23 protein-coding genes are annotated in these 25,488 nt (G+C 40.0%); 10 read left to right on the top strand and 13 right to left on the bottom strand.

The window, feature by feature from the left end; genetic code table 11:
• Positions 1-89: 89 nt before the first annotated feature.
• Positions 90-1,415 carry a hypothetical protein gene (locus ICL16_RS29420; protein ID WP_190835119.1) on the bottom strand — a complete coding sequence of 442 codons (1,326 nt, stop codon included), beginning with the start codon at positions 1,413-1,415 and terminating at the stop codon, positions 90-92.
• A 177-nt stretch (positions 1,416-1,592) separates the two neighbouring features.
• Positions 1,593-3,542: a tRNA uridine-5-carboxymethylaminomethyl(34) synthesis enzyme MnmG gene (gene mnmG, locus ICL16_RS29415; RefSeq protein WP_190835118.1), complete on the bottom strand. Its 1,950-nt coding sequence runs from the start codon at positions 3,540-3,542 to the stop codon at positions 1,593-1,595.
• A 232-nt stretch (positions 3,543-3,774) separates the two neighbouring features.
• Here mnmG and ICL16_RS29410 point away from each other — a divergent pair, with 232 nt between their 5' ends.
• The 5 genes from ICL16_RS29410 to ICL16_RS47445 all read left to right on the top strand — a co-directional run bounded on the left by ICL16_RS29410 (position 3,775) and on the right by ICL16_RS47445 (position 9,044).
• Positions 3,775-4,623: a D-alanyl-D-alanine carboxypeptidase family protein gene (locus ICL16_RS29410; RefSeq protein ID WP_190835117.1), complete on the top strand. Its 849-nt coding sequence runs from the start codon at positions 3,775-3,777 to the stop codon at positions 4,621-4,623.
• 592 nt (positions 4,624-5,215) lie between these two features.
• Positions 5,216-7,795, top strand: coding sequence for a GAF domain-containing protein (locus tag ICL16_RS29405; RefSeq protein ID WP_190835116.1), 2,580 nt, complete (start codon positions 5,216-5,218; stop codon positions 7,793-7,795).
• A gap of 142 nt (positions 7,796-7,937) precedes the next feature.
• Positions 7,938-8,516, top strand: coding sequence for a TIGR04376 family protein (locus ICL16_RS29400; RefSeq protein ID WP_190835115.1), 579 nt, complete (start codon positions 7,938-7,940; stop codon positions 8,514-8,516).
• 36 nt (positions 8,517-8,552) lie between these two features.
• Entirely contained in the window at positions 8,553-8,780 is a 228-nt protein-coding gene (locus tag ICL16_RS29395; RefSeq protein WP_190835114.1) for a hypothetical protein, read from the top strand.
• 156 nt (positions 8,781-8,936) lie between these two features.
• Positions 8,937-9,044, top strand: a complete 108-nt coding sequence (locus ICL16_RS47445; protein ID WP_337907151.1) for a type II toxin-antitoxin system RelE family toxin — start codon at positions 8,937-8,939, stop codon at positions 9,042-9,044.
• A 13-nt stretch (positions 9,045-9,057) separates the two neighbouring features.
• On the opposite strand, the gene ICL16_RS29385 is transcribed toward ICL16_RS47445, so the two are convergent.
• Positions 9,058-9,297, bottom strand: a complete 240-nt coding sequence (locus ICL16_RS29385) for a hypothetical protein (protein WP_190835113.1) — start codon at positions 9,295-9,297, stop codon at positions 9,058-9,060.
• 261 nt (positions 9,298-9,558) lie between these two features.
• Here ICL16_RS29385 and ICL16_RS29380 point away from each other — a divergent pair, with 261 nt between their 5' ends.
• Together ICL16_RS29380 and ICL16_RS47440 are read left to right on the top strand one after the other, a co-directional pair.
• The gene (locus ICL16_RS29380) at positions 9,559-10,926 is read left to right on the top strand and encodes a hybrid sensor histidine kinase/response regulator (RefSeq protein WP_190835112.1); all 1,368 of its coding nucleotides are present in this window, start codon (positions 9,559-9,561) and stop codon (positions 10,924-10,926) included.
• Positions 10,927-11,126: 200 nt separating this feature from the next.
• Complete coding sequence (locus ICL16_RS47440) at positions 11,127-14,237, top strand: ATP-binding protein (RefSeq protein WP_337907146.1); 3,111 nt, start codon at positions 11,127-11,129, stop codon at positions 14,235-14,237.
• Between the two features lie 187 nt (positions 14,238-14,424).
• Here the strand turns inward: ICL16_RS47440 and ICL16_RS29370 are convergent, their stop codons facing one another.
• The 5 genes from ICL16_RS29370 to ICL16_RS47435 form a co-directional block, all read right to left on the bottom strand.
• Positions 14,425-14,763, bottom strand: a complete 339-nt coding sequence (locus tag ICL16_RS29370; protein WP_190835111.1) for an RNA recognition motif domain-containing protein — start codon at positions 14,761-14,763, stop codon at positions 14,425-14,427.
• Positions 14,764-15,135: 372 nt separating this feature from the next.
• Positions 15,136-15,726, bottom strand: coding sequence for a 5-formyltetrahydrofolate cyclo-ligase (locus ICL16_RS29365; RefSeq protein WP_190835110.1), 591 nt, complete (start codon positions 15,724-15,726; stop codon positions 15,136-15,138).
• Complete coding sequence (locus ICL16_RS29360) at positions 15,719-15,976, bottom strand: type II toxin-antitoxin system Phd/YefM family antitoxin (RefSeq protein ID WP_190835109.1); 258 nt, start codon at positions 15,974-15,976, stop codon at positions 15,719-15,721. The genes ICL16_RS29365 and ICL16_RS29360 overlap by 8 nt, the downstream gene beginning before the upstream one ends.
• Positions 15,973-16,296, bottom strand: coding sequence for a type II toxin-antitoxin system RelE family toxin (locus tag ICL16_RS29355; protein ID WP_190835108.1), 324 nt, complete (start codon positions 16,294-16,296; stop codon positions 15,973-15,975). Before ICL16_RS29355 ends, ICL16_RS29360 begins: the two co-directional genes overlap by 4 nt.
• A gap of 51 nt (positions 16,297-16,347) precedes the next feature.
• The gene (locus ICL16_RS47435) at positions 16,348-16,527 is read right to left on the bottom strand and encodes a hypothetical protein (RefSeq protein ID WP_337907145.1); all 180 of its coding nucleotides are present in this window, start codon (positions 16,525-16,527) and stop codon (positions 16,348-16,350) included.
• Positions 16,528-16,536: 9 nt separating this feature from the next.
• On the opposite strand from ICL16_RS47435, the gene ICL16_RS29345 reads away from it, so the two are divergent.
• Both ICL16_RS29345 and ICL16_RS29340 read left to right on the top strand, forming a co-directional pair.
• Positions 16,537-17,436 (top strand): AraC family transcriptional regulator, encoded by a 900-nt coding sequence (locus tag ICL16_RS29345; protein ID WP_190835107.1) that lies wholly within the window; start codon positions 16,537-16,539, stop codon positions 17,434-17,436.
• Between the two features lie 193 nt (positions 17,437-17,629).
• Positions 17,630-18,571: an SDR family NAD(P)-dependent oxidoreductase gene (locus ICL16_RS29340; RefSeq protein ID WP_190835106.1), complete on the top strand. Its 942-nt coding sequence runs from the start codon at positions 17,630-17,632 to the stop codon at positions 18,569-18,571.
• 47 nt (positions 18,572-18,618) lie between these two features.
• On the opposite strand, the gene ICL16_RS29335 is transcribed toward ICL16_RS29340, so the two are convergent.
• From ICL16_RS29335 to ICL16_RS29320, 4 genes are all read right to left on the bottom strand, one after another.
• Entirely contained in the window at positions 18,619-19,563 is a 945-nt protein-coding gene (locus ICL16_RS29335; RefSeq protein WP_190835105.1) for a GDP-L-fucose synthase family protein, read from the bottom strand.
• Between the two features lie 21 nt (positions 19,564-19,584).
• Entirely contained in the window at positions 19,585-20,664 is a 1,080-nt protein-coding gene (gene gmd / locus ICL16_RS29330; protein WP_190835104.1) for a GDP-mannose 4,6-dehydratase, read from the bottom strand.
• A gap of 387 nt (positions 20,665-21,051) precedes the next feature.
• Entirely contained in the window at positions 21,052-21,807 is a 756-nt protein-coding gene (locus tag ICL16_RS29325; protein ID WP_190835183.1) for an undecaprenyl-phosphate galactose phosphotransferase family protein, read from the bottom strand.
• Positions 21,808-21,919: 112 nt separating this feature from the next.
• Complete coding sequence (locus ICL16_RS29320) at positions 21,920-23,062, bottom strand: glycosyltransferase (protein WP_190835103.1); 1,143 nt, start codon at positions 23,060-23,062, stop codon at positions 21,920-21,922.
• A 264-nt stretch (positions 23,063-23,326) separates the two neighbouring features.
• Between ICL16_RS29320 and ICL16_RS29315 the strand changes: the two genes are divergently transcribed.
• Entirely contained in the window at positions 23,327-24,262 is a 936-nt protein-coding gene (locus ICL16_RS29315; protein WP_190835102.1) for an NAD-dependent epimerase/dehydratase family protein, read from the top strand.
• 36 nt (positions 24,263-24,298) lie between these two features.
• Here ICL16_RS29315 and ICL16_RS29310 read toward each other — a convergent pair whose 3' ends face one another.
• The gene (locus tag ICL16_RS29310; RefSeq protein WP_190835101.1) at positions 24,299-25,261 is read right to left on the bottom strand and encodes a glycosyltransferase; all 963 of its coding nucleotides are present in this window, start codon (positions 25,259-25,261) and stop codon (positions 24,299-24,301) included.
• Between the last annotated feature and the right edge of the window lie 227 nt (positions 25,262-25,488).

Below are 25,488 nucleotides of genomic sequence, written 5' to 3'. Positions count from 1 at the left end.
GGGTAAAAGATTTCGTCTGACTTAACTTGAGGTAGGAGAGAAGTCATAATCAGCCAACCATTCCAGATGTGTTCAACTTGATTTTACCGTCAAAACTTCTGCCCTGTATAAATGGAGCGAACTTCGCCATTGCGCCGGATGATGGCTTCACCTTTAGATACTTCTACTAATGTCCAACCGCTTGCGCCGATACTTTCACCGACAACAACGCGGTGTGATATACCATCAATTTTAAATAGAGCGGCTGATTTGTCTCCCAACTCTAGCAATCCTTCTAAAACATAGTTAGGCAGAGAAACTGAGGAGGCAGGTGAGACAGCTACCACTTGCTGTTGAATTTCTGCTGGTGGTTTTGATGGTGCTACTGGTGGTGCGGAGATTGGTTTGGGTACTGCCTTAACTGTCACAGGTTTTGTTTGTAAAGGTACAGGTTTTATTTCGGAATTTACTGAAGGTAGCTTTTGTACATTTACGGGTTTAGCTGGTTTTGGTGCAGTGTAGGCATTTTGTACTACTTTGGGTTTAGTCGGCGCAGTCTTGTTGTGTGTTGGTACAGGTGGTAGTGTGAGTGTGCTAATTAGGGGTGGGGGTGTGTAGCGCATTGGCTGCGGCGCTTGATAGACGGGAATGTAGATTCTTCTTTCGACAACCGTTGTTGAGCGGCTTGGTGCTGGCTGTGTATTGTTTGCTGTTAGAGGGGGTGGTAGATTTCCGTTGGCGCGGGAGCTCACATAAGCCAATGCTGTTTGGTTAGTTGAGGCAACGCGAGAGAGTAATGTTTTGGCAGATTTTTGATTGTTGCTAGCTTGTTGTCTATCAATTGCTGCCAATGCCCCTAACACGTAGTCTACTAAATCTGACGAGGGATCTGTTTTTGTTTGTGGTATCCTCTGCGGCTTTGACACACTTAGCTGATACGATTGAGTAATGATTTGGTTGAGCAGCCCAGTGTTCATCACCCAAACAACAGCAGCAACTACTAAGCCCAAACCGAATCCTTCTGCTAGCAGTTTGCCTAAAGTCTGCCACCATTTTTGCCGCTTTTCTGTATATTTACTATATTTATTAGTATCAACTAATACTGTATTTTGTTGCTGATGCTGAGAGGGAGTTTGTATTTTTTGGATAATTGTCTCTGGTAAGACAATTTGTGGCCTGGAAACCGAGCTACCTAAGTATTCTAAAGCCACTGTTGGCTTGTTATGCGACATTAACACTGACTCCATTGCTGTGAGTCGGCGACTATGCTGTAACCTTTGGTAGTTCACATCACTACCATCCAAAATTTGGTCGATGTCAGCGAAAAGTTCATCCATTAAACCTTCAGCATAGGTATCTACTGACCAAGGTTCATTGGCGATTAAATCCTCTGTGGGTTCTAAAACAATCAGGTTGGTGCTAGCGTCTTTTGACATAGGGATTTTTAGTGACGGCATCACAAGGCAGTATTTGCTTGTGATGCTGATAGGTAAGATTTAACGGGTAAATTGTTAAGAGTGATGAAATTTACCTTTTAATACGGAAACTGTTGATGATGCCAGTTTTAATTAATGTCACCGATCATACAAGTCTCTTGGTATTTCACCTTATTACTATACTCGCACTTTGTAAATTTTAGTTCTTTCTTGTGCCGTAAACGCTGACTGAGTATTTGTTTTACGTATTTCTAAATAAATTAGTAAGGCGTTAACGTCGGCTGGGTTTACCCCACCAATCCGGGCAGCTTGTCCGATTGTCAGTGGTTTTACCTTACTTAACTTTTCCCGTGCTTCTTTAGATAAGGTATTGATCGCGTTGTAATCTAAATCGGGTGGCAGTTGGCGGTGTGCTTGACGTGCAATCTGATCGATCTGATTCTGCTGACGTTGCAAATACCCAGAATACTTAATATCAATTTCGACGCCTTCTTTTTCGCTGCGCTCTAGCTCTGGATTTCCTAGTCCGTACTGTTGGAGATCAACATAATGGAATCCCGGACGCCGGAGTAAGTCAGCTAGGGTAATTGAGTTTTTGATTGCTTGATTTGTGTTGGTGGCGATCGCTACTCCAACGGACGAATGTTCTTTTACCCTTGTCGCGCAAAGTCGTTCTTTTTCTTTTGCAATTTGTTCTTGTTTGCGAATAAACAATGAGTAGCGGCGATCGTCAATCAAGCCAATTTCCCGCCCTAAAGGAGTCAAGCGCTGATCGGCATTATCTGATCGCAGTATTAACCGATACTCCGATCTGCTAGTAAGCATTCGATAAGGCTCCCGTAGGTCTTTTGTACACAAATCGTCTACGAGCGTACCGATGTAACTTTGCTCACGGGGAAAAACAATCATAGACTGATGCTTCACAAAGCGAGCTGCGTTAATTCCCGCCACAATACCTTGAGCTGCGGCTTCTTCATAACCAGTTGTACCGTTAATTTGCCCAGCACAAAACAAACCTTCAATTTTCTTAGTCATCAAGGTAGGATAACACTGAGTTGCAGGCAAATAATCATACTCAACTGCATAAGCTGGACGGAGCATAATGCAGTTTTCCATTCCTGGCAAACTCCGCAACAACTGCAGTTGTAAATTTTCTGGCAACCCAGTGGAAAATCCTTGGATATAAAGTTCTGGGATATCTCTTCCTTCTGGCTCAATAAAAATTTGGTGGCTTTCCTTATCAGCAAAGCGCACAATCTTGTCTTCAATACTAGGACAATAACGCGGTCCTTTTGCCTCTACCCAACCACCATATACTGGAGACAAATGTAAATTTTCCCGAATGAGACGATGAGTTTCGGGTGTAGTGCGAGTCATGTGACAAGGTATTTGTTCCCTTTCCACCCACACTTCGGGGTCAAAGCTAAACCAGCGTACCTCTTCATCCCCTGGCTGGAGAGTCATTTTACTATAATCCACAGAGCGCTTATCTACTCGTGCTGGAGTTCCAGTCTTGAGTCGTCCTGTTTCAAATCCCAAACGGTGGAGAGTTTCGGTCAAACCTTCGGCAGCAAATTCCCCAGCACGTCCCGCCGCCATCGACTTATTTCCTACCCAAATTCGTCCGCCTAAAAACGTACCAGTTGTCAAGATTACGGCTTTACAAGCAAAAGCCACGCCAAAGTAAGTATGGACACCGATAATTTCATCATTAGCACCCAATATCAAATCTGTAACCATGCCTTCGCGCACAGTCAAGTTCTGCTGATTTTCCACAATACCCTTCATCACCGCCGCATATTCCCGCTTATCAGTTTGGGCGCGTAATGCCCATACTGCAGGTCCCCGCGAAGAGTTGAGAATCCGTTTTTGTAAGTAAGTACGGTCTGTGACTTTACCTATTTCTCCCCCCAGTGCATCTACTTCATGAGTCAACTGGGATTTGGCAGGACCACCTACTGCCGGATTACACGGTTGCCAAGCAATTTTATCTAAATTGAGTGTCAGGAGCAAGGTACGACAGCCGAGACGTGCGCTAGCAAGAGCTGCTTCACAACCGGAGTGACCTGCACCTACAACGATCGCATCAAAAGTATCTTGAAATTCAATTGGTGAATGCAGGGTCATGATTCAAACTCAGCACAAAGGATTTATTTTCAATTTTAACCTTTATGTTCAGGATTCAGTGTTTCCCGTAAATTTTTTAATTTACCAAAGCCATACACTGAAGTGTATGACTCCTAGCTTAAGTTAGTTTTAACTAACTAAAATATACTAGTTGTAGTCCGTTTTAACGGACTTTAGCTATTAGCCCAGCAATTCATTGCTGGGTAGATTGACATTTTAAAGTGTTCTACCAATGAAAAGAATTATTAAACAGATTATTTTCATTACGCTTTTTTTCTTAATGGTATTTACCATAGTTGCTAGTAATGATACTCACCGCCAAGCGGTTGTAAATCGCTCTATTGCTGCTACAAATAAAGAACTCAATAATTTTTCTATAAATAATACCAATCAGCCAATATTAGCCCCGAATACATCTCCATCTACTTCCAGTTTTATATTAACTGATCAACAGCGTTTTTTAACGACAATTACCAACAAGTTACTCAGTATTCCTCAACCGGGAACATATGAATATATTCTACTCCGGGCTTATGGTGCTGCATTTGTCAATCCACAAACTACTGTTAAGTTGCCGCCAAAAGTTAGATTTACGTCTGAGCAAGAAACTAAACAATTTCAAGCTATGTTAACAATGGGTAAAGTTAACAAAACTAATAACTGTTATTTACAAAAATCAGCAGCAGATGCGTTCAATTTAGCGCAAGCACAAGTAAAAATTCCGCTAAAATCAGGTATCGGTGCTAGTGATTGTACTCGCACTTTTGCCGCTAATTTAAGATTTTGGCGCAAATATGCTAACGATACAATTTTGGCAAAAGTACAACAAGGTAAGGAAACACGAATTCTCGGTACTGTTGCACCACCAGGAGCTTCTCAACATCTTTGGGGATTGGCGATCGATTTACGTGTCACAAACGATGGGCAAATACAAGCTTTGAATCAAAATGGCTGGTTTCGTACTGTAGAAAATGATGTTTTACATTGGACTTATTTAGGTTATCCTGTAGAAAAGTTAACTGAGTTTGGTTTTCAAAATAAAGTAGTCGAGGGAGTTACTTACTGGTTAACACCACTTTAGGTGTTAAATAATACTTTATAAGTGAAAAAGATTAGACACCTAGAGCAAGCACTGAGATATACGTTAAAACTATAGTCAAGCATCAAGCAATTAGAGTGTTAATTAATTGATTTTTTTAAGTTACACTAAAATTAATATGTATTTATTCTTATTGATTTATGACGTTTTATTACATTAGAATGACAGAAATAACCTTTTTTTAACCTAAGATACTTAAAAATTCCAGTTTTTTGTGGAAAAACAAGAAATTTGCTCAGCTTATTGTTTTAATTTTTTGGGAAAATATCCTCATCAAAGTAGAATTTACCTGGCTATCTTAGTTCAAGATGGGATAAACATTTATACTAAAGTACGTAGTTGTGCTTTAGACCGCTAAAGCGCAACTACGTACCTAAATTTTAGGAAGTACCATTGGTTTTTGGGCAATGGGGTACTGACAATTTTCACAAAATCTTTCACCAGTCAAAATTGGCTGTATACCATTTATAAGCCTAACTACCGCTGATAAAATCGCTTCCAATTTATCAGGCATCTACCACTAAAAATGATTAAATTTTACGAATTGGTTTACAAAACCATTAAGGATGGCTAGATGGTTGATAAAAACGATCCTCAGAAAAATATTACAAACAGTAAATTCAAAATTTCGTCGAAAACGGAAACAGAAATACTTGCTCAAAGTGAGTCTCAGCAATTAAATAGTAACAGTGGTGTCAATTATAGAGTAAACCGATGGGGTTTACGCAGCAAGGCGATCGCCTGCGCCATGATCATGGTAACTTTACCAATATTAACAGTGGGAAGCCTTGCCTATTTTGTCGTCAACCAATCTACCACAAAACAAATTACCCAATCTAAGTCGAAATCTTCTGCAATTGCCACTCAAAGACAATTATTGCTGACAATACAAATTGGCACGTTCATCATAGCATTACTATGTGGCGGGATGGCGGCAATTATTGCTAACCGTTTGTTGCAACCAATCATGGTAACAGCTATAGCAGCAAGAAAACTGCGTCAAGGCAATCTTGATACCAGACTGTTGATAGAAGGTAAAGACGAACTCGCCGATTTGGGTGATAGTATTAACTATATGGCAGAGCAACTGCAAGAACTACAACAAAAACAAGCAGTTGAAGCCGATCAACTAAAATTGTTGAGTAATATCTTACTATTGATTCGCTCCTCGCTCAATTCTGAAGATTTATTTAATATTACAGTTAAACAAGCAAGACTTGCCCTGAGAACTGACAGAATTGTTATTTATCAATTCAATGCCAATGGTGGCAGAGAAGTCATAGCCGAATCGGTTGCTTTAGGTTTACCTGTGGCGCTAGGGAAGATAATTGAAGATGCTCAGATCGATCCAGACATGATAGAAGCATACAAAAAAGGTCATGTGTTGGCTATCAATAACGTTAATGAAGCAGGCTTTACTTCTGAACAACAGAGGTTGATGGAAAAACTACAAATCAAAGCTAAATTGGTAACGCCAATTCTTAAAGATCATCAAATATTCGGATTTTTAATTGCTCATCACTGCTTTTCGCCTCATATTTGGCAGCCCTATGAAATTAATTTCCTACAGCAATTAGCAACTCAAGTCGGACTAACATTAGAACGTGTCAGTCTACTAGAAGCAACACAAAAGCTCAAAGATTTTATCAGCCATATAGAAGGAAGTTTTAATAGAGAAGATGTCTACAATTTAGCAGTGGAAAAAATTCGGCAAGCTATCAAGGCAGAACGAGCAGTTATTTATAAATTTGATGATGGGAACTGGTTTGGCAGGGTGATTGCTGAATCAGTAATTGGTGGTTGGCAAACCATGGTAGGGGCAGAATTTCACGATCCATGTTTCCAAAACTATGTAGAAAAGTATCGCCAAGGACGTGTTCAGGCAATTAATAATATTTATCAAGCAGGTTTGTCGCACTGTTACATCCAACAACTTGAACTTTTTGCTGTTCAAGCTAATTTGGTAGCACCAATCGTACTCAGTGACAAACTACTAGGCTTATTAATTGTTCATCAATGTTCTCAACCGCGTATTTGGCAGCAGTCGGAAATTTATTTGTGTGAGCAATTTGCTAAAATTGTCGGATTGGCAATAGAACGAACTAATTTTAAAGAGCAAATCGAAAAAGAACGCTTTGTCACAGATGAGCAAAATCAACAACAAGAAAAATTACAAATACAACTACTACAACTACTTGATAATATTGAAGGAGCATCCAGAGGAGACTTGACAGTGCGTGGCGAGGTAACATATGGGGAAATCGGTACGATCGCCGTCTTTTTTAACTCCATCATGGAAAATTTGCGCTCGATGATTAACGAGGTAAAACTGGGGGCAACTCAATTAGATGAAGCGATTGCTCAAAACTCAGAAGCGATCGGTCAACTAGCAACTAAAGCACTTCAACAAACCGATCAAATTAATCATATTATCAGCTCTATTGAGAAAATTAGAGTTACCATCAACGAAGTTGCAAAAAATGCCAGAAAAGCAGTACTAGTTGCACAGACTGCTTCTCATTCTGCCAACGTTGGCAGTGCAGCAATAGATCTCACAGTCGAAAATATGATCAATTGGCAAGAAACAGTTGGGGAAACTAATGAAAAAGTCAAGCGTCTTGAGGAATCTTCACAAAAAATTGGGCGTGTATTGGTGTTGATTCAACAAATTGCCATGCAAAGCAACTTACTCGCTATTAATACAGGAATAGAAGCGGCGCGTGCTCAAGAAAATCCAGCTTTGGTAGTAATTGCTGAAGAAGTTTCTACACTCGCAGCAAAGTGTAGCGAAGTGACACAAGAAATTGAAGGAATTACAAATAACATTCAACTTCATACCAACGTTGCACTCCAGGCTGTAGACTTGGACACAGATTTATTAACTGAAGGAACCCGTTTTGCACAACATGCTCAGCAAAGTTTAAGTCAAATTTTCTCAGACTTTCAACAAATAGATGAATTAGTACAGTCAATTGCTGTTACTTCATTAGCAAACGTGCAGACTTCTCAAGCACTTATTAACATCATCCGAGAAATTGCTCAAGCCTGTGAAGAAACTAGTTCTGCATCTTGGCAAGTTTCCACATCTGTCGAAAAAACAGTGGAAATTTCCCAGAAATTGCAAACGAGTATCAATACATTCAAAATCGAATAGAAGGCAGAGGGCAGAGGGCAGAGGGCAGAGGGCAGAAGAATAAAATATTCTAACTTGTGACTCCTGAGTCCTTGCCCCATTGAATACCTTGCGCCTTGTTACTACAATAAAATTAAATACCAGCAGATCAGGAGTTCTGGCAGTGGGCTTATTTGATGATGTGAGTCGGTTTCTGGAAAACCGTTTAGAAGAGTTCTTGCGTAATAATCCGCACTTGGAGTTAGAAGCGCTGTTGGAGCAACTGCGAGAGCAGGAAGAAGATACTCTCAAACTTATAGCAGATTTACAACTACAAGAGAAGCGATCGCAAGAGGATATTCTCTCCACTGCACAAGAAATTCAAAGATGGCATATCCGTGTGGAAAAAGCGAAAGCTGCTGGTAGACAAGATTTAGCAGCAGCAGCTTCTGAGCGCGAAGCCGCACTGCTACGCGAAGGAAACCAACGCTGGGGACAAATGCAAGGAATCAAAGAACGCATCTCCCAAGCAAAAGAACTAATCCGCAAAATTCAACAACGGCGACAAGAAGTGCAAGCCAAAGCAACTGAAGCACAAACAGCCCGCTCCAAAGCTCAAGCCCAACAGCGTCTAGAAACCGCAGGCTGGTCAAATCAAACTAGCAGCTACTCTAAAAGTTATGATGATTTAGAAGAGAAATTCCGTCGTTGGGAAACCGATGACGAATTACAAAGGATGAAGCGCAACATGGGGCAGAGCTAGTAAAGCTGTTTTGAACAATTTGAGGAAAATTTAATTATGAAAACCGAAATCAATAGAGTAGAGTTAATTAAGGATATCAACGTACTACTACACAGCGCTTACGACAGCACATTAGAAGAAATTTTTGCACGCTTAAAAAAAATTGATGATGAAGAGGATGAAGAAGACCTTAGAGACATTAAAGAAGCTAGAGAAGATATAACGATTAACGGAACTGTATCTTGGGAAGAGATTAAAAATGAGATGAAAAAGGATGTGGCGTGACATACAGAGTTGAATTCTCTAGGAAAGCAACTAAACAATTCAAAAAGTTATCGCCCCAGTTTCAATACCGAATACAAAATAAAATTGATGAACTGGCAGTAGAACCACGTCAGTCGCGGAGTTAAAAAATTACAAGGTGATGATAACTCATATCGTATTCGAGTAGGTGATTATCGCGTTATTTATCAAATAGAAGATGATGTTTTATTAGTGACTGTGATTAAGGTAAAACACCGAAACGAAGTTTATAAAGATGATAGTTGATCAAGAAAAACTACTACTGCGAACTTTTTGTATTGACGGGAACAGAAGGTGATGAGTCTAATTTAGGTAATTCTACTGTTTCATCAGTTACATTGCTGATGTAATAGCCAAAAAACTTGTCATAATTTGAAGCTACAGCCAAAAACGCTCCACCCAGAATGTAAATGGGTAGAGGAAACCGAAAATCTTGCAACCAATCAAAAAATTCCGCTAGGGCAAACAGTACTAAAAAGCAGGCAAGCCAAACCTTCATCCTTCCATCCCCTGGACAAACTTCTCCATTATATAGTAGCGCAAACTCAACAAGCCCGGTAACTCTTATGTAACCGGGCTTGTTGTTTCTTTGGAATGATTTGAGAATGTTATATTCCGATCTGCGATTTGGGCAATATGTAGGTAGGGAACTACCTATAAGTATATCCAATATGTAAAAACTGAATGACGTAATAGATACAAACTTAGTTTACAGTTTACAGGTAATCAAATATTCCTTAATGATTTAAAGTTATTAAATATGCAAGAACATCATCAATTTCCTACCGAAATTAGTCATCTATTTACAGATTTAGATCTAGCCGAAACAATTTTAGTTATAGATGATAGTCTAGTAAATTTAAGTTTATTGTCCTCTATTTTATCTAGTGCTGGTTATAAAGTTTTAATTGAAACAAATAGTAAAAATGCTATTAATGAAGTTAAAACCAACATTGTAGATTTAATATTATTAGACGTTGTTATGCCAAAAATAGATGGATTTGAAATATGTAAACTTTTAAAATCTGCTCCAGAAACTAGAGATATTCCGATTATTTTTATGACTGCTCTTACAGATATGGAACAAAAAGTAAAAGGATTTAATTTAGGAGCAGTAGATTATATTACTAAGCCATTTCAAAAAGAAGAAGTATTAGCCCGCATTCAAGTACAATTGAAACTGCGGCGATTAAATTTAGAGCTAGGTGAGCAAAAGCAACAACTAGAACAACGAGTGCAGGAACGAACTGGTGAACTGTTTCAAGCTCTCGAAGCATTAAAGAAAACTCAACTACAATTGGTACAAAGTGAGAAAATTTCTTCTTTAGGGCAGTTAGTGGCTGGAATTGCTCATGAAGTTAATAATCCGCTTAATTTTATTTCTAGTAATTTACATCATGCTACAAATTACGTTCAAGATTTGATTAATTTAGTGCAACTATACCAAAAAAAATATCCTCATCCAGGAGCAGAGATAGAAGAGCAAATTTTAGCAATGGACATAGAGCATGTGCAGGAAGATTTGCCCAAGCTAATTTCGTCTATGAAATTAGGTAGCGATCGCCTCAGAGAAATCATTCAATCTTTACGTAATTTTTCCCGTGCAGATAGAGTACAAAAAAAAGCTGTGAATATTCATAACGGCTTAGAAACAACTTTAATGATTTTGCAATATCGTCTGAAAGCCGTTCCTAAACGTCCTGCTATCAAAGTAATCAAAGATTATGGTAATTTGCCTTTGATTAAATGCTATCCAGGGCAACTCAATCAAGTGTTTATGAATCTGTTAGCTAATGCTATTGATGCCATAGAAGAGTCATTCGTCAATTCTCAACCAATGACAAATGACAAAGAACAAATGACTATCCCGACCATACGCATTTACACGGTTGCAGACAACGAAAAAGTGACAATTCGGATTGCCGATAATGGACTCGGAATGTCAGAATCAGTACAAAGTCAAATATTCAATCCTTTCTTCACCACTAAGCCAGAAGGTAAAGGCACGGGTTTAGGATTATCAATTAGCCACCAAATTGTAGTAGAGGAACATGGAGGGGAGTTGAACTGTAATTCTGTACTGGGAGAAGGATGTGAGTTTACAATTCAAATTCCCATCAGAGAATAATTTTCGGACTATGCTTTGCAAGTGCGTTCGCCTCTAAGTAATGTAAATTATCAACTCAAATGTGGGAACTATTTAAATAGAAAGCTTCCCAGATGTCACAATGCGATTAAAACCAGACTCGTTTTCAGGTAATAGGTATAAAAAAAATACCACTACGCCTAATCCTTGTCCTTCCCTTTGTACTGCAAATCTTTGCCGCCGTGGGGCTGACTGGATACCTATCATTACGCAATGGGCAGAAAACTGTCAACAACCTCGCTTCCCGTCTACGTAGCGAGGTTTGCTTGCGTATCGATCAACACCTAAATAGTTATCTCGAAACGGCTCGTCATTTGGCTCAAATCAATGGAGATGCGATCGACTTGGGATTGTTAGATCCAAAAGACTTAGAAAAGCTGGGGCATTACTTCTGGAAGCAAATGCGGTTGTATGACGTTGGTTATATTAGCTTTGGTAGCAGTGCAGGTGAATTTGCTGGCTCTGGCTATGGATACAATTTTGAGGGTACTCGCCTCATTGTTAATGATGTTTCTCTAAAGCGCTATGGTAACAATGATAGCTACAACTACCAAACAGATGACCAAGGAAATCGGCTCAAGCTGATTGATACTTTTCCCAATTACCAATTTCAAAAAGAGGCTTGGTATACACAGACAATTGAAGCAGGTAAACCGATTTGGAGTCCAATTTATCAGTGGGAAATACCGCCCTATCCTTTAGCAATCTCCGCCAACCGCCCTGTGTACGATCACAACAAAAATTTGCTTGGTGTCGTCGGTATCGATCAACGCTTGACACAAATTAGTGATTTCTTGCGGAAGTTAAAAGTTAGTCCCAACAGCAAAACCTTTATATTGGAACGCGATGGACTAATAGTTGCTACTTCTAGTACCGAGCAGCCCTTCACTATAGTGAATGGGAAACCGAAACGACTCAGTGTTTCAGAAAGTCGCGATCCTTTAATTCAGGCGACAGCACAATATTTGAAAAATCACTTTAATGGATTGAGTCAAATTAAAAATAACCACCAGCTTGACTTTCAGCTTAAAGGTGAGCGGCAGTTTGTTCAAGTCACACCTTGGCGCGATGAATGGGGTTTAGATTGGTTGGTAGTCGTTGCTGTGCCAGAATCTGACTTCATGGCACAAATTAATGCCAACACCCGTACCACAATTCTTCTGTGTCTCGGCGCTCTTGTTCTTGCTACGGTACTGGGAATATATACATCACGTTGGATTACCCAGCCTATACTGCGGATCGGTATTGCTAGTGAGGCGATAGCATCTGGAAAATTAAACCAAAAAGTCCAAGCATCCAGCGTCAACGAATTAGGAGTTCTCGCTCAATCATTCAACCGCATGGCTATTCAGTTACGAGAATCTTTTAATGCTTTGGAAAAAACCAATCAAGAACTAGAAATCCGAGTCGAAGAACGTACAGCAGAACTAAAAGAAGCTAAAAAAGTTGCTGATACTGCCAATCATGCTAAGAGCGAATTTTTAGCAAACATGAGCCATGAACTAAGAACACCACTCAACGGCATTTTAGGTTATGCTCAAATCCTGCAACGCTCTCAAAGCATAGCAGAAAAAGAACGTAATGGCATCAACATTATTTATCAATGTGGTTCTCACTTATTAACCTTAATCAACGATATTTTAGATCTCTCTAAAATTGAAGCACAGAAAATGGAACTCTACCCGACAGATTTTCATTTTCCTACCTTCCTTCAAGGAGTTGTAGAAATTTGTCGCATCCGGGTAGAACAAAAAGGTATTACTTTTACGTACCAAGCAAACTCACTTCCCCAAGGCATTCATGCTGACGAAAAACGCCTACGACAAGTATTAATTAACCTACTCGGTAACGCCATCAAATTTACTGACACTGGAGGGGTGACTTTTAAAGTAGAGGTAATAGGGAATAGGGCATGGGGCATGGGGCAAAGGGAAATTAGTGATGCCCATTGCCCATTGCCCATTGCCCATTGCCCATTGCACAAAATTCGCTTCCAAATTGAAGACACTGGTGTGGGAATGAGCTCGGAATCTTTAACTCATGCAGGTTTTGATGTGGCTGTAGCTACAAGTGGCGAAAATGCGCTCAAGCAAAGCACTTATGCTCCTCCAGATATAATTTTACTAGATATTCAAATGCCTGGTATCGATGGCTTTGAAACCTGTAAGAAAATAAAGGATAATCCACAATTGTATGACATTCCTATAATTTTTATGACTGCTCTAAATGAAACAGCAGATAAGATCAAAGGTTTTAATCTGGGAGCAGTAGATTATATCACTAAGCCCTTTCAAGAAGAAGAAGTGTTAGCTCGCGTCCGGTTGCAGTTAAAACTACGAAATTTAACCAAGAAACTAGAAGAACAAAATGTTAAACTAAAGCACAGAGAAGAAGAGTTAGAGCTACGAGTACACGAGAGAACAGCGCAACTATCTAAATCCCTACACGATTTGCAACAGACTCAAATTCAACTAGTACAGAGTGAAAAGATGTCTACTCTTGGGCAATTGGTAGCCGGTGTTGCTCATGAAATTAGTAATCCGCTCACTTCTATTTCTGGTAATATTAAACACATAGAAGAATATATTCACAATTTACTAGAACATTTACAACTATACCAACAACACACTTCTAATCCTGCACCAGTAGTTGAGGCTCATGCAGCAGAAATTGACTTAGATTTTCTTACGGAAGACTTACTAAAAATAATTAATTCTGTTAAAGTTGGTACAATTAGGATAGGTGATATTAGTGATTCTCTACGAACTTTCTCCCGTGCAGATACTACTTCTAAAGTGCTAGCTAATATTCATGAGGGAATTGATAGCACCTTAATGATTTTACAACATCGCCTCAAAGCCAATAATACTCGTCCGGCAATTAAAGTTATCAAGGAATATGGAAATATTCCTCTAGTCAAATGCTATTTAGGACAACTCAATCAGGTATTTATGAATATCTTAGCAAATGCGATTGACGCTTTAGAAGAATCTAATCAAGGACACAGTTTTACTGATATTGAAAAACTACCTAATATGATTACTATTACAACCGAATTATCTCCAGATGGTCAAATGGTTATAATTAAGATTAAAGATAATGGCAAAGGTATGTCATCAGAGGTTAAATCACATATATTTGAACATTTATATACTACGAAAACAGTAGGTAAAGGTACAGGTTTAGGTTTATCTATCAGTCATCAAATAGTAGTAGAAAAACATGGAGGTTATTTGAATTGTGAATCAGTTGTAGGATTCGGAACAGAATTAGCGATCGCCATCCCCATTTAACTAAATCAAAAGTAGTCCCAAATTCATTGAAGGAGTCGTTTACGAAATCCTCTTTACGCTCTAACTACGCCAGTATACTTTCAACCAAAGGATAGCTCTGTCAATCAGTTGTAGAGACGTTTTATGGAACGTCTCTACATTTTAATTGGTATCCGGTTTTTCCAATTTAAATTAGATGTGTCACAGCTTAGTAACCACCTCGGGAGTATCCTCCTCTATCTCTATCTCTATCTCTATTACCGCCGCCCCATCTACCGCCGCCAGATGAAGAACCTCTGTTGTCAGTCTTAGGTTTAGCTTTGTTAACTTTGAGGTTGCGCCCCATCCACTCAGCGCCATCTAGAGACTCGATCGCTGCAGTTTCTTCTGCTTCCGTTTCCATTTCTACAAAGGCGAAACCGCGCATCCGCCCACTTTCGCGATCCATAGGTACTTGAACGCTTTTAACAGTTCCATATTCTAAAAACACACGTTTAAGGTCTTCTTCTCCAACTTGGTAAGATAAATTACCAATGTAAATTGACATAGAACATCTCCAGAGTCATAGGACGTTGAGATTTAGATCCGGAGAAGTCTGTAATGATAGACATAGATAAAAACAAACTGCACAACCGAATTTAATCTTTCCCGCTTATTCTAACACATATTTGTTCTGATTATTTTTAAGATTCTTTACTTTAGAACACAATGCCATACCTGGTTTACTTCTTAAATCAAAACAAAAATGAATGGTCTACCATCTATGCTACGCCTACTAGCAGATGCTCAATTACAAGGACTTTTAAACATAGCACTCACTAAAATTATTGCCGTTGTAGAAGTTTTAGATTCTTTAGATTAAGCATATATTCGTAATTGTTTTCATCAAATAATCCATCAGATATATCAATGTACGTCTCTACAACATAGATATCATTTTCAAACCTGTTTCTGTACATACACCAGACAATGGTTGATCCCACGGTTCAACAGGTAACTGGGGCAAATAGGCAAAATCAAACACAATACCGATGGTAGGTTTTGATGCCCATTCAGGTAAACTCAGCAAGCGATCGTAATATCCCCCGCCGTAACCTAAGCGATAACCTTGATAGTCGCAAGCAACACTAGGGACGAGAATCAAATCGACAAAGGCAGAATCTATAGTAGGCGCATCGGGATGGGGTTCAGTTATACCGTAAGCCCCAGTTATTACAGAATCGTTGGTTTTCCAAAGATGCCAATGTAGCGATTTACCCACGCAACGAGGAAATCCCCAAAAGTAATGGGTTTGTCTAAACAAGTTAGTTAAATCAGGTTCTTGGCGAAAGCTGAAATAAGCAAGTATTGTTTTTGCTGAGGTAAATAGGGGAGAGGATAGAAGGTGTGTGCTGAGGCGCGCGCTCTTTTCCCTCCACTGTGCTACTGTCATTGATTGACGGGTTTTGAGCAGCGATTTGCGTAGTTCTGCTTTTTCCCATATCCGTCTACTCTCATGGTAACTAGCCATCTACTAATTTCCAAAAGTCATCATGCTTAATCCCGCCAGTTTCTTGGATACTTTGCTCAGCCGTCTCCAACAATTGATTGAATTGAGAATTATGTGCTAAGCTCAGGCGTTCTAATTCCTCTGCGTCCACAACCACATTAATTGCAGCTACTGGGCGACCATTTTCTATAATTAGAATCGGCTCACTTTGAGATTGTTTCAAGTATTCACTAAAATTTGCCTTGATTTCATCTATTGTTACAGTTTTCATAATTCAAATTCCTCGCCGCCTATAAATAAGGTATTACCATCTTTGACACCAATAGCTAGAATATAAACTTGTTTTTCTGATAACTCAGTTCGATAAAACACCCGAAATCGATTATTGGAACCAAAGCGTAATTCCCAAGTAAAGCCTAATTCCGATGGTCGTAGCAATGGTTTTCGGTTACGTGTCTCAACTTCTGGTTCATAGCTTAGCTGCTCCTCAATTATACTACGGATCTGTGAATGATATTTGCGCTCAATTGCCAAGAGATGCTGCACTACTTCAGAAGCATAGATTAGTTCAAAGGGTTGCTGTGGTGTCATGCCTTACAAGCATAATTGTACTGCTAAAAACAATAAGTAGGGGAATTTGCCCTACCAACTGAAAGATATTTTCCCTGTTTTTGTGCAAATAGCTTGTAAAAGTTTTTCCCACGGTTCAATCGGTAACTGAGGTAAATAGGCACAAGAGCGATCGCTCTTTTCTCTCCACTGTGCTACTGTCATTAATTGACGGGTTTTGAGCAGCGATTTGCGTAGTTCTACTTTTTCCATTCCAAAATCATGCCTGAGGATAAGCCTAAAACCGAAGACTCCATTGATAAAGTTACTCTGCCAGATATTCTGCCCAATTTACCTATTCTTTCCAGCAAGCCGCAAGCGTGGAATGGCATTATCATAGAACATCATCGTCAACCCTCCTTTGAAATTCCTGAACATTGCCTGCCACAACACCTAATTGCCATTCAAGTTGGTTCTCCTATCAAGGTAGAAAATGTGGTGAATGGACGATTTCAAAGCGGGTACTCAGTCAGTGGTGATTTGAGTGTAATACCAGCTCATCTGCCAAACTGGGAGCGCTGGTACGGAATAGCTGAATATATTGCTCTGCGTTTAGAGCCGGAATTAGTTGTAAAAGCCACAGAGCAATCCCTAGAAGCTAACCATGTTGAGATTATTCCACACTTAAGAATCCGCGATCCACTCATCCAACAGATGGGGTTAGCACTGTTGGCAGAGGTTAAAGATGGGGTAGCCATGAGTCGTCTCTACGTGGAATCGATGGCAACCACGCTAGCTGTTCATCTCCTTAGACATTATTCAGCATTACCAACTATTAAAAAATACACTGATGGTCTACCGCCGTCCAAGTTACGCCTAGCAATTGAGTATATAAACGATAATTTATCACGAGATTTAACCTTAGCTGAACTTGCTGCCGTGGTCAAGTTAAGCCCAAATTACTTTATCAGTTTGTTCAAACGATCAACTGGTTTGTCTCCCCATCAGTACGTACTCAAGTGCAGAATTGAGTGGGCTAAGGCATTACTAGCTGAGAATAAATTATCAATTATTGAGGTTTGCGATCGCGTGGGTTTCCAGAACCATAGCCACTTTACCACAGTGTTTCGGAGGTTAATGGGAACAACGCCAAGAGCGTATCGAGAACAAACCAAATTTTAGACCTACATTTTTCGTAAGATTACAACATTTAGCGTAAGAACTGAAAAGACAGCCTTGACAAATTTCTGTAATATGGCAAACAGTAGAGACGTTCCGGCGGAACGTCTCGACAGATAATGCGCAATTAAATTCGGTCGATGTCTATTGTTCTATTTCCTCCTTTGATTTGAGAGTACACCGCTGGAAACTTGCCATGAGCAGCACAAAAAATCCGAATCAACAATCAGACGAAAGTAGTAAAAGAAAAAATTCCCCAATTACGCGGCGCGAAATTATTGGTGCAGGAGTAGTGGGATTAGCAGCAGCCACAACAACTAAAAGTGCTTTTGCCAACACTCAAAAACCAGTAGAACCAGAAACTGCTAAAGCAAATCCTAACGGCAGATTCAAAGACAAAGTTGTACTGATTACCGGAGCTACATCTGGTATCGGTAAAGCTACTGCTTACGCTTTTACCAAAGAAGGAGCCAAAGTGTTTTTCTGTGGTCGTCGGACAAATTTAGGTGAAGCGAATGTGCGCGAAATTCAAGCCTTTGGTGGTGAAGCGACTTATATGCAAGCAGATGTGAGAAAAGAAGGCGATGTCAGAAATTTCATTAATGGCTGTGTTCAGAAATACCGCCGTATAGACATTGCCTTCAACAACGCTGGGATCGAAGCTCCACCAAAAAGTATCGCAGAATTGTCATTGGAGGAGTGGAACAACGTTATAGCAACAAATGCGACAGGCGTTTTTCTGTCGATGAAGTATGAGATTCCCGTTATGAGTAGGCTGGGTGGTGGTATAATTGTAAACACAGCTTCTGTTGGTGGACATCAAGGCTTTCCAAATATTGCGCCTTACGGGGCAAGTAAGGCTGGAATCATGTCTTTAACAAGAACTGGGGCAATGGAACTTACAAGCAAAAATATCCGTGTCAACTCCTTTTCCCCTGGCGCTGTTGACACGCCCATGTTGCGCCGCGCACTAAGTTCTTGGGGTACTACGATAGAAACTACTGCTAAAGAGTATCCAATCAACAGGTTAGCAACGGCAGAAGAAATGGCACGAGTTGTCATGTGGCTATCTTCTGAAGATGCCACGATTATGGTTGGCACTGATATTGATGCCACAGGTGGTTATATAACTAAGTAGTTAAATGAAACAGATCCCCGACTTCTTAAAGAAGTCGGGGATCTCGATCATGCAGCGTTTTTGCGCCACCACTCAATTGTGTTTTTCAAACCTTGCTTGAAATCTACTTGAGCGGTAAAACCAAAGGCCTGCTTTGCCCGTTCGGTATCCAAACAACGGCGGGGTTGTCCATTGGGTTTGTCGGTTTCCCAAACAATTTCGCCATCAAACTCCATTAACTCGCAGATGAGATTAATCAAATCGTGGATGGAGATTTCATAGCCTGTTCCCAAGTTCACTGGTTCGGGATCGTTGTATAATTGAGTACCCATAACAATGCCTCGTGCGGCATCTTCGGAATACAAGAACTCACGGGTAGGACTGCCATCACCCCAAACTGGGAGTTTCTTTTCTCCCTTCAGTTGTGCTTCCTGAACTTTACGAATCAAAGCGGGGATGACATGGGAACTTCTGGGATCGAAGTTGTCTTCTGGTCCGTATAAGTTTACTGGTAATAAATAAATACCGTTGAAACCGTACTGCTGGCGATAAGCTTGGAGTTGGACGAGAAGGGCTTTTTTGGCGATGCCATAAGGGGCGTTGGTTTCTTCTGGGTAGCCATTCCAAAGGTCATCTTCTTTGAATGGAACTGGGGTAAATTTGGGGTAGGCACAGATAGTGCCAACACAGACAAATTTTTCTACTCCAGCTTGATAAGCTGCATGAATCAGCTGTGTCCCCATCATCAAATTGTCGTAGAACAATTCGGCTGGTTTTTCTCGATTTAGACCAATGCCACCAACGTGAGCTGCTAGGTGGATGATAATATCTTGTTGGTCAACTGCACGTTGGCAATTTTCCATGACGCACAAATTGCAGTCACGCGATCGCACTACTGTTATTTTCTCTTGCTCTGCGCCTGCTAGTGTCAGTTGGTTGATCACCTGACGTCCCAGGAAACCAGCCCCACCGGTAACTAGGATGCGTTTGCTCTTTAGTTCTAAGGCGTTCATATTTTTGTCAAAGTTTGTAGATCAGAAGTGGAGTACGCCCAGTTCTTGCCGAATCATGGCATTATCCTTAATTACTTTTGCCACTTTTCCATTTGGTGAAGTCAGTCCTATCGCTTGTAAGTCCGCTTCTACCATCAGGGCGACTAATTGCTCAAATGTGACTGAAGGTTTCCAGCCTAACTTTTGCTGTGCCTTTGTAGAGTCCCCGATTAATAAATCTACCTCAGCCGGACGGAGATAGCGCTCATCAAACTCCACAAAATCTTGCCAATTGAGGTTGACATAATCAAACGCTAGTTCTAAAAACTCGCGTACTGAGTGAGTTTCACCTGTAGCAACAACGTAATCGTCTGGCTCAGATTGTTGTAGCATCAACCACATCGCTTTGACGTAATCTTTGGCATAGCCCCAATCACGTTTAGCATCAAGATTACCCATGTAGAGCTTTGCCTGTTTCCCGGCAACAATTCTGGCAACTGCCCTAGTAACTTTGCGTGTGACAAACGTTTCACCCCGTCGCGGTGATTCATGGTTAAACAGTATACCATTACAAGCAAACATTCCGTAAGATTCGCGGTAATTTACTGTTTGCCAGTGGGCATAAACCTTCGCACAGGCATAGGGGCTACGGGGGTAAAAAGGCGTTGTTTCCTTTTGGGGAACTTCTTGTACCAAACCATACATTTCTGAAGAGCCAGCTTGGTAGAATCTTACTTGGATGCCAGTGCGATGTTGGTAATCACGGATTGCTTCTAATAAACGTAGGGTTCCCATTCCTACTGCATCGACTGTATATTCTGGAGAATCAAAGCTTACTCTTACATGAGATTGAGCGCCCAGATTGTAAATTTCTACTGGCTGAACTTCTTCTAAGATGCGGCGCAATGTGGTTCCGTCTGTTAAGTCACCGTAATGAAGTTTTAGCCTTGCTCCCTCTTTGTGAGGATCTTCGTATATGTGATCGATGCGATCAGTGTTGAAGGTAGAAGTTCGGCGAATTATACCATGAACCTCATAACCTTGCTTGAGTAAAAACTCACTTAGATAAGAACCATCTTGACCAGTAATACCAGTAATTAGGGCTCGCTTAGAATGCGTCATGCTCAATTATCCCTTGTCTGTTATGATCACATTTATACAGGATGACTTGGTACAATCTAGCAGCTATTTGCTAAATTGCCCAATGGTAAACACACGGTTATCACTTACAACTTTACTAGATTTTGTAAGTGGATATGCTGATAGAAAGGGATGTTTATAGTAAACTCCTCTTATTTAAGTATTTTGGACTGGCAAGATATAAAGTTTTTAATCTTTACAAATAATAATTCAATATATTTGTGTTCTTTGTCAAGTTTTAATTTAGGCGATCGCTCTTGAAGGCTCTGATTTAAAAGATTTCAACTTATTTTACTTTTTCTGTTACTTAAATCAAATTTATTTTTTTCTAACCTAAGAACAGACGCCCCAACGGGGCGTCTCTACAGATTAATATGCGCCGTTATCTTTGGGAATCATCACAACACCTATTGTTTTGACGATTATCCATAAATCCAGTAAAAAATTTCTGAATTTGACATAATGCAGGTCTATTTGTACTCGGCGAGGATATGGAATGTCGTTACGTCCAGACACTTGCCATAACCCAGTGATTCCTGGGCGAATAGTTAGAATGTCGTCAATATAACAACCATACTTCGGTAGTTCTTCAGCTACCAAAGGTCGCGGACCGACAACACTCATGTCTCCTTTTAACACATTCCAAAATTGAGGAAACTCATCCAAGCTAGTGATGCGCAAAAATCGACCTATAGTTGTAATTCTAGGATCTTTTTTGAGCTTAAAATTATGCTCGAATTCTTGCCGCAGAGCAGGCTCTCTTTCCATCAAAAGCATGAGAACTTCGTCGGCATTTCTAACCATTGTCCGGAATTTAATACAATTAAAGGGTTTGTAATTTTTACCGACTCTTTCTTGGATATAAAAAATTGGACCCTCTGAGCTAAAAGCAATTAGGAGAGCCAAAATTAAATAAACCGGAGAAAACAAGATTAGTACCAACAGTGAAAACACAATATCGAACAGTCGTTTGGCAAACTCTCCGTGTAAAGCCCGAAAAGACAAACTGGCTTTATATCTAGGCGTCTTTTTCGGTTGACCACGTTTTAAGAAAGTACGCGTAGACACGCTCTTCGCTTGCCGTAGGCTTCGCTTGCCGGAGAGGAGTGAGCTCTGGGCAGTCATCATACTCCTTAACAATCCACACCACACATAGTCCCAATCTTAAAGCTAAAAGGAGGTTCTTCTGGAGGCAAATTTCCAAAAGCCGGAAAAACTCACGAAAATAACAAGACTATCAATTGGGAGACAGTCTTTTGCTACATGTAGTATTGACAAATTCCAGGTAGTGCTGCATGAATATTTGCGGGGAAAATCGGGCAGCGTGCTTGAGGGCATTCTCAGGATTAAACTTTCCTTGCAGCGCTTCAAAGTTTTCTACCGCTGCTACCAAAGCTGCTTCTGTTTGTTGGTGGAATAATATTCCTGTTCCTGTATCTGGGCAACAGCGAATATCCCGCACTGTTTCCAATGCACCACCACCACCATAGGCAATTACAGGAGTACCGCAAGCCTGTGCCTCCACAGGGGCAATGCCAAAATCTTCACAAGCTGCATATACAAACCCTTTAGCATACGCCATATATTTTTTTACTACATCATCTGGTTGCCATCCCATTATTTTTATATTAGAATTTGCTAGTTGACGAATTTTTTTCATTTCAGGTCCAGTACCTATTACTACTAAAGGTCGTTGCAATTCATTAAAAGCCTTGACTATTAAAGATACTTGCTTGTAACTCACTAACCGGGAAACAGTTAGGTAAAAGTCCTCTTTATCAGCCAAAAAAGAAAAACCCTCGGTATTAACTGGCGGATAGATGACTGTTGCTTCTCGACGGTAGCAACGCCAAATACGACGAGCTGTATATTGGGAATTGGCAATAAAGTGATCGACACGATTTGCCGTCAATACATCCCATTGACGCAAACGATGCAATAAGTACTTTGTCGCCCATCCAGATAAACCACTACCCACTTTGCTTTGCCTTAAATAATCAAAGGTTAATTCCCACAGATAGCGCATTGGGCTGTGACAGTAACAAATGTGTAACTGATCGCCAGTGGTCAAGACTCCTTTGGCAACAGCATGAGATGATGACAGAATTACGTCATATTGACGTAAATCCAGTTGTTCAATTGCCAGTGGTAACAAAGGGAGGTATTTTTGTACACCGTTGCGAGCAAAAGGTAGGTGCTGGAGAAACGTCGTGCCAATCTGACGTTTGTATAAATAACTCGACGGATTGCTGGATTCAAAATCGATCAGGGCGTACAAGTCAGCATCAATGTGATTCAGAATTTCCCGAACAACGAGTTCTGAACCACCAGTTGCTTTAGGTGTAAGCCATTCATGTACCAGAGCATATTTCAAGGGCACAGCTAACTTTAGTTGGTAGAGAACACATTGGCATAGGATCGGTTAACTCTGAAAAGTTTCCCATTTTATTTAATTTGTGGGAAACGCCCCACATTGACACAACAGACGTAATCTCAGTAAAAGAGGTTCCTAACTGATGCCGCAACCTGATAACCTCAAATTGGGGATTGTTAATTGCTAATTGTTAATTGTTAATTGTTAATTGTAACAATTAGCCGTTAGCCATGCCCTAAGGGAGCAACGGAGATAGGAAACTCTTAATTTATGCGAATTTTAGTTATGGGTGGTACCCGGTTCATTGGTGTCTACCTGACTCAAATACTGGTAGCACAAGGACATGATGTAGTACTTTTCAACCGTGGGAATCGACCAACTCCTGTGGAAGGTGTAAAAACAATTACAGGCGATCGCACGGACACTGCGACTTTAAAAGAAAAATTATCATCAGAAAGTTTTCATGCCATTTTTGATAATAATGGGCGAGAACTTACTGATACTCAACCACTATGCGAAATTTTTCCAGACCATGTGCAACATTTTGTCTACATGAGTTCTGCTGGAGTATACCTCAAATCTGACCAAATGCCTCATGTTGAAGGGGATACTGTTGATCCCAAAAGTCGTCATAAGGGTAAGCATGATACGGAAGCTTATCTTGAGCAACAAGGATTACCTTTTACTTCCATTCGTCCTACATACATTTACGGTCCGCAAAACTACAATGATTTGGAAGCTTGGTTTTTTGACCGCATTGTACGCGCTCGCCCTATTCCTATCCCTGGTAATGGATTACACATTACCCAGTTAGGTCATGTTAAAGATTTAGCTCGGGCAATGAGTAAGGTTTTAGGTAATGCTTTGGCAGTAAAACAAATTTACAACGTGTCAGGCGATCGCTTTGTCACATTTGATGGTTTAGCCCACGCTTGCGCTGCTGCTGCAGGCAAATCACCCGATGAAATCAAAATAGTGCATTACGATCCGAAAAAATTTGATTTCGGCAAGCGCAAAGCTTTCCCCTTACGCACTCAACACTTTTTTGCTTCTATAAATAAAGCCATGACAGAATTAGGCTGGCAACCTGAGTTTGATCTCATTTCTGGGCTAAAAGACTCATTTGAAAATGATTACCTTGTATCGGGCAGAGATAAATCAGACGTTGATTTCTCTGTAGATGAAGAGATTTTAAAATCTTTGTAAATTTTCCGTGTAGAGACGTTACATTTAACGTCTCTACTAATTTGATGATGGCTTGACAAGCACCTTTTTCGCTGAACTTATTAACGCTAGAGACTGAGGAAAAGGTAGAGTAGCGATAGTAAAAATTTTCAATAAAATTTTCAATGTAGTGCGCTGCCAAAGCACAGAAGGGTTGTTTTTGAAGACACTCCAGAAATATCGCAAGGCAGTAATAGCATTTTGCTGATTATTAGGTGACTCTAGTGATTTAATGATCAGGTAATAATAAAAATTAGCAAGGGTCTTCTTCTTCAAATACTGTAAAGATGTAGGAGCTTGATAAAAAGTTTTTTCAATCATGCGCAAGGAGGCTATTTCCATTTTCAAAATATTAGCAGTCGCTGAATTAGCAGATATGCGATATAAAATTTGGGGAAATGGAACAACTACAAAATGATAACGAGCCGCCAGACGTAACCACATATCCCAATCTTCAGCATGTGTTAATTCCTGATCAAAACCACCTACTTCGGTTAAAGCCTGCTTGCGGATGAGAGGATTAGAACCGCTTTCTAAAAGATTGTAAAGCAAAAACTCTTCATATAAATCTCCATTCATATTTCTGTGTTGACCAGAACGAATAAATTCTCCCCTTTCATCAATGTAATTTACCCAGCTATAAGCAACTGCCGCAGAATGATTTGCTTGCAATGCCTTCAATTGTGCTTCTAGCTTATCTGGAGTCCACAAATCATCAGCATCTATAAAGGATATGTATTCGCCAGCAGCTTGGGCAATTCCTCGGTTGCGACTGACGGATACACCAGCATTAGTATAATTAAATACTCTTAACCTGGAATCTTTTATACTAGAAACGATATTTAAAGTCGAGTCTTTTGAACCGTCATTGATCACTAATACTTCAAAGTCAGTCCATGTTTGATTTAAAACCGATTCGATTGTTTCTCGAATAGTTTTTTCACCATTGTAGACGGGGATAATTACAGATATCAATGGCATATTATTGCTGCATTTAAGTAGTAAAGATTATTTACCCTTCTGTAAACTCATCAACGAATTCACAGATTAATTGCTACATGTTGGTTAAACACCAATAAAAAACTCAATACCCAGCACAATATCCACATTGAATAATGTGGAATTAATGTCTAGGTGGTATTTTACCTACAGTATTATATGTGCTAAAGCTTACATTAGCAAAAAAATAGGCAAAAATTCATACTTAA

Source organism: Iningainema tapete BLCC-T55 (assembly GCF_014698965.1).
GTDB classification, from domain to species: Bacteria; Cyanobacteriota; Cyanobacteriia; order Cyanobacteriales; family Nostocaceae; genus Iningainema; species Iningainema tapete.
The sequence above is the reverse complement of the archived record's forward strand: the minus strand, read 5'-3'. Positions and strand labels throughout refer to the sequence as shown.

Excerpts from the sequence above, each read along its gene's own strand:
- ICL16_RS29420 (WP_190835119.1), bottom strand. The coding sequence starts at position 1,415 with ATGTCAAAAGACGCTAGCACCAACCTGATTGTTTTAGAACCCACAGAG.
- mnmG (WP_190835118.1), bottom strand. The coding sequence starts at position 3,542 with ATGACCCTGCATTCACCAATTGAATTTCAAGATACTTTTGATGCGATC.
- ICL16_RS29410 (WP_190835117.1), top strand. The coding sequence starts at position 3,775 with ATGAAAAGAATTATTAAACAGATTATTTTCATTACGCTTTTTTTCTTA.
- ICL16_RS29405 (WP_190835116.1), top strand. The coding sequence starts at position 5,216 with ATGGTTGATAAAAACGATCCTCAGAAAAATATTACAAACAGTAAATTC.
- ICL16_RS29395 (WP_190835114.1), top strand. The coding sequence starts at position 8,553 with ATGAAAACCGAAATCAATAGAGTAGAGTTAATTAAGGATATCAACGTA.
- ICL16_RS29385 (WP_190835113.1), bottom strand. The coding sequence starts at position 9,297 with ATGAAGGTTTGGCTTGCCTGCTTTTTAGTACTGTTTGCCCTAGCGGAA.
- ICL16_RS29380 (WP_190835112.1), top strand. The coding sequence starts at position 9,559 with ATGCAAGAACATCATCAATTTCCTACCGAAATTAGTCATCTATTTACA.
- ICL16_RS29370 (WP_190835111.1), bottom strand. The coding sequence starts at position 14,763 with ATGTCAATTTACATTGGTAATTTATCTTACCAAGTTGGAGAAGAAGAC.
- ICL16_RS29365 (WP_190835110.1), bottom strand. The coding sequence starts at position 15,726 with ATGGCTAGTTACCATGAGAGTAGACGGATATGGGAAAAAGCAGAACTA.
- ICL16_RS29360 (WP_190835109.1), bottom strand. The coding sequence starts at position 15,976 with ATGAAAACTGTAACAATAGATGAAATCAAGGCAAATTTTAGTGAATAC.
- ICL16_RS29355 (WP_190835108.1), bottom strand. The coding sequence starts at position 16,296 with ATGACACCACAGCAACCCTTTGAACTAATCTATGCTTCTGAAGTAGTG.
- ICL16_RS47435 (WP_337907145.1), bottom strand. The coding sequence starts at position 16,527 with ATGGAAAAAGTAGAACTACGCAAATCGCTGCTCAAAACCCGTCAATTA.
- ICL16_RS29345 (WP_190835107.1), top strand. The coding sequence starts at position 16,537 with ATGCCTGAGGATAAGCCTAAAACCGAAGACTCCATTGATAAAGTTACT.
- ICL16_RS29340 (WP_190835106.1), top strand. The coding sequence starts at position 17,630 with ATGAGCAGCACAAAAAATCCGAATCAACAATCAGACGAAAGTAGTAAA.
- ICL16_RS29335 (WP_190835105.1), bottom strand. The coding sequence starts at position 19,563 with ATGAACGCCTTAGAACTAAAGAGCAAACGCATCCTAGTTACCGGTGGG.
- gmd (WP_190835104.1), bottom strand. The coding sequence starts at position 20,664 with ATGACGCATTCTAAGCGAGCCCTAATTACTGGTATTACTGGTCAAGAT.
- ICL16_RS29325 (WP_190835183.1), bottom strand. The coding sequence starts at position 21,807 with ATGACTGCCCAGAGCTCACTCCTCTCCGGCAAGCGAAGCCTACGGCAA.
- ICL16_RS29315 (WP_190835102.1), top strand. The coding sequence starts at position 23,327 with ATGCGAATTTTAGTTATGGGTGGTACCCGGTTCATTGGTGTCTACCTG.
- ICL16_RS29310 (WP_190835101.1), bottom strand. The coding sequence starts at position 25,261 with ATGCCATTGATATCTGTAATTATCCCCGTCTACAATGGTGAAAAAACT.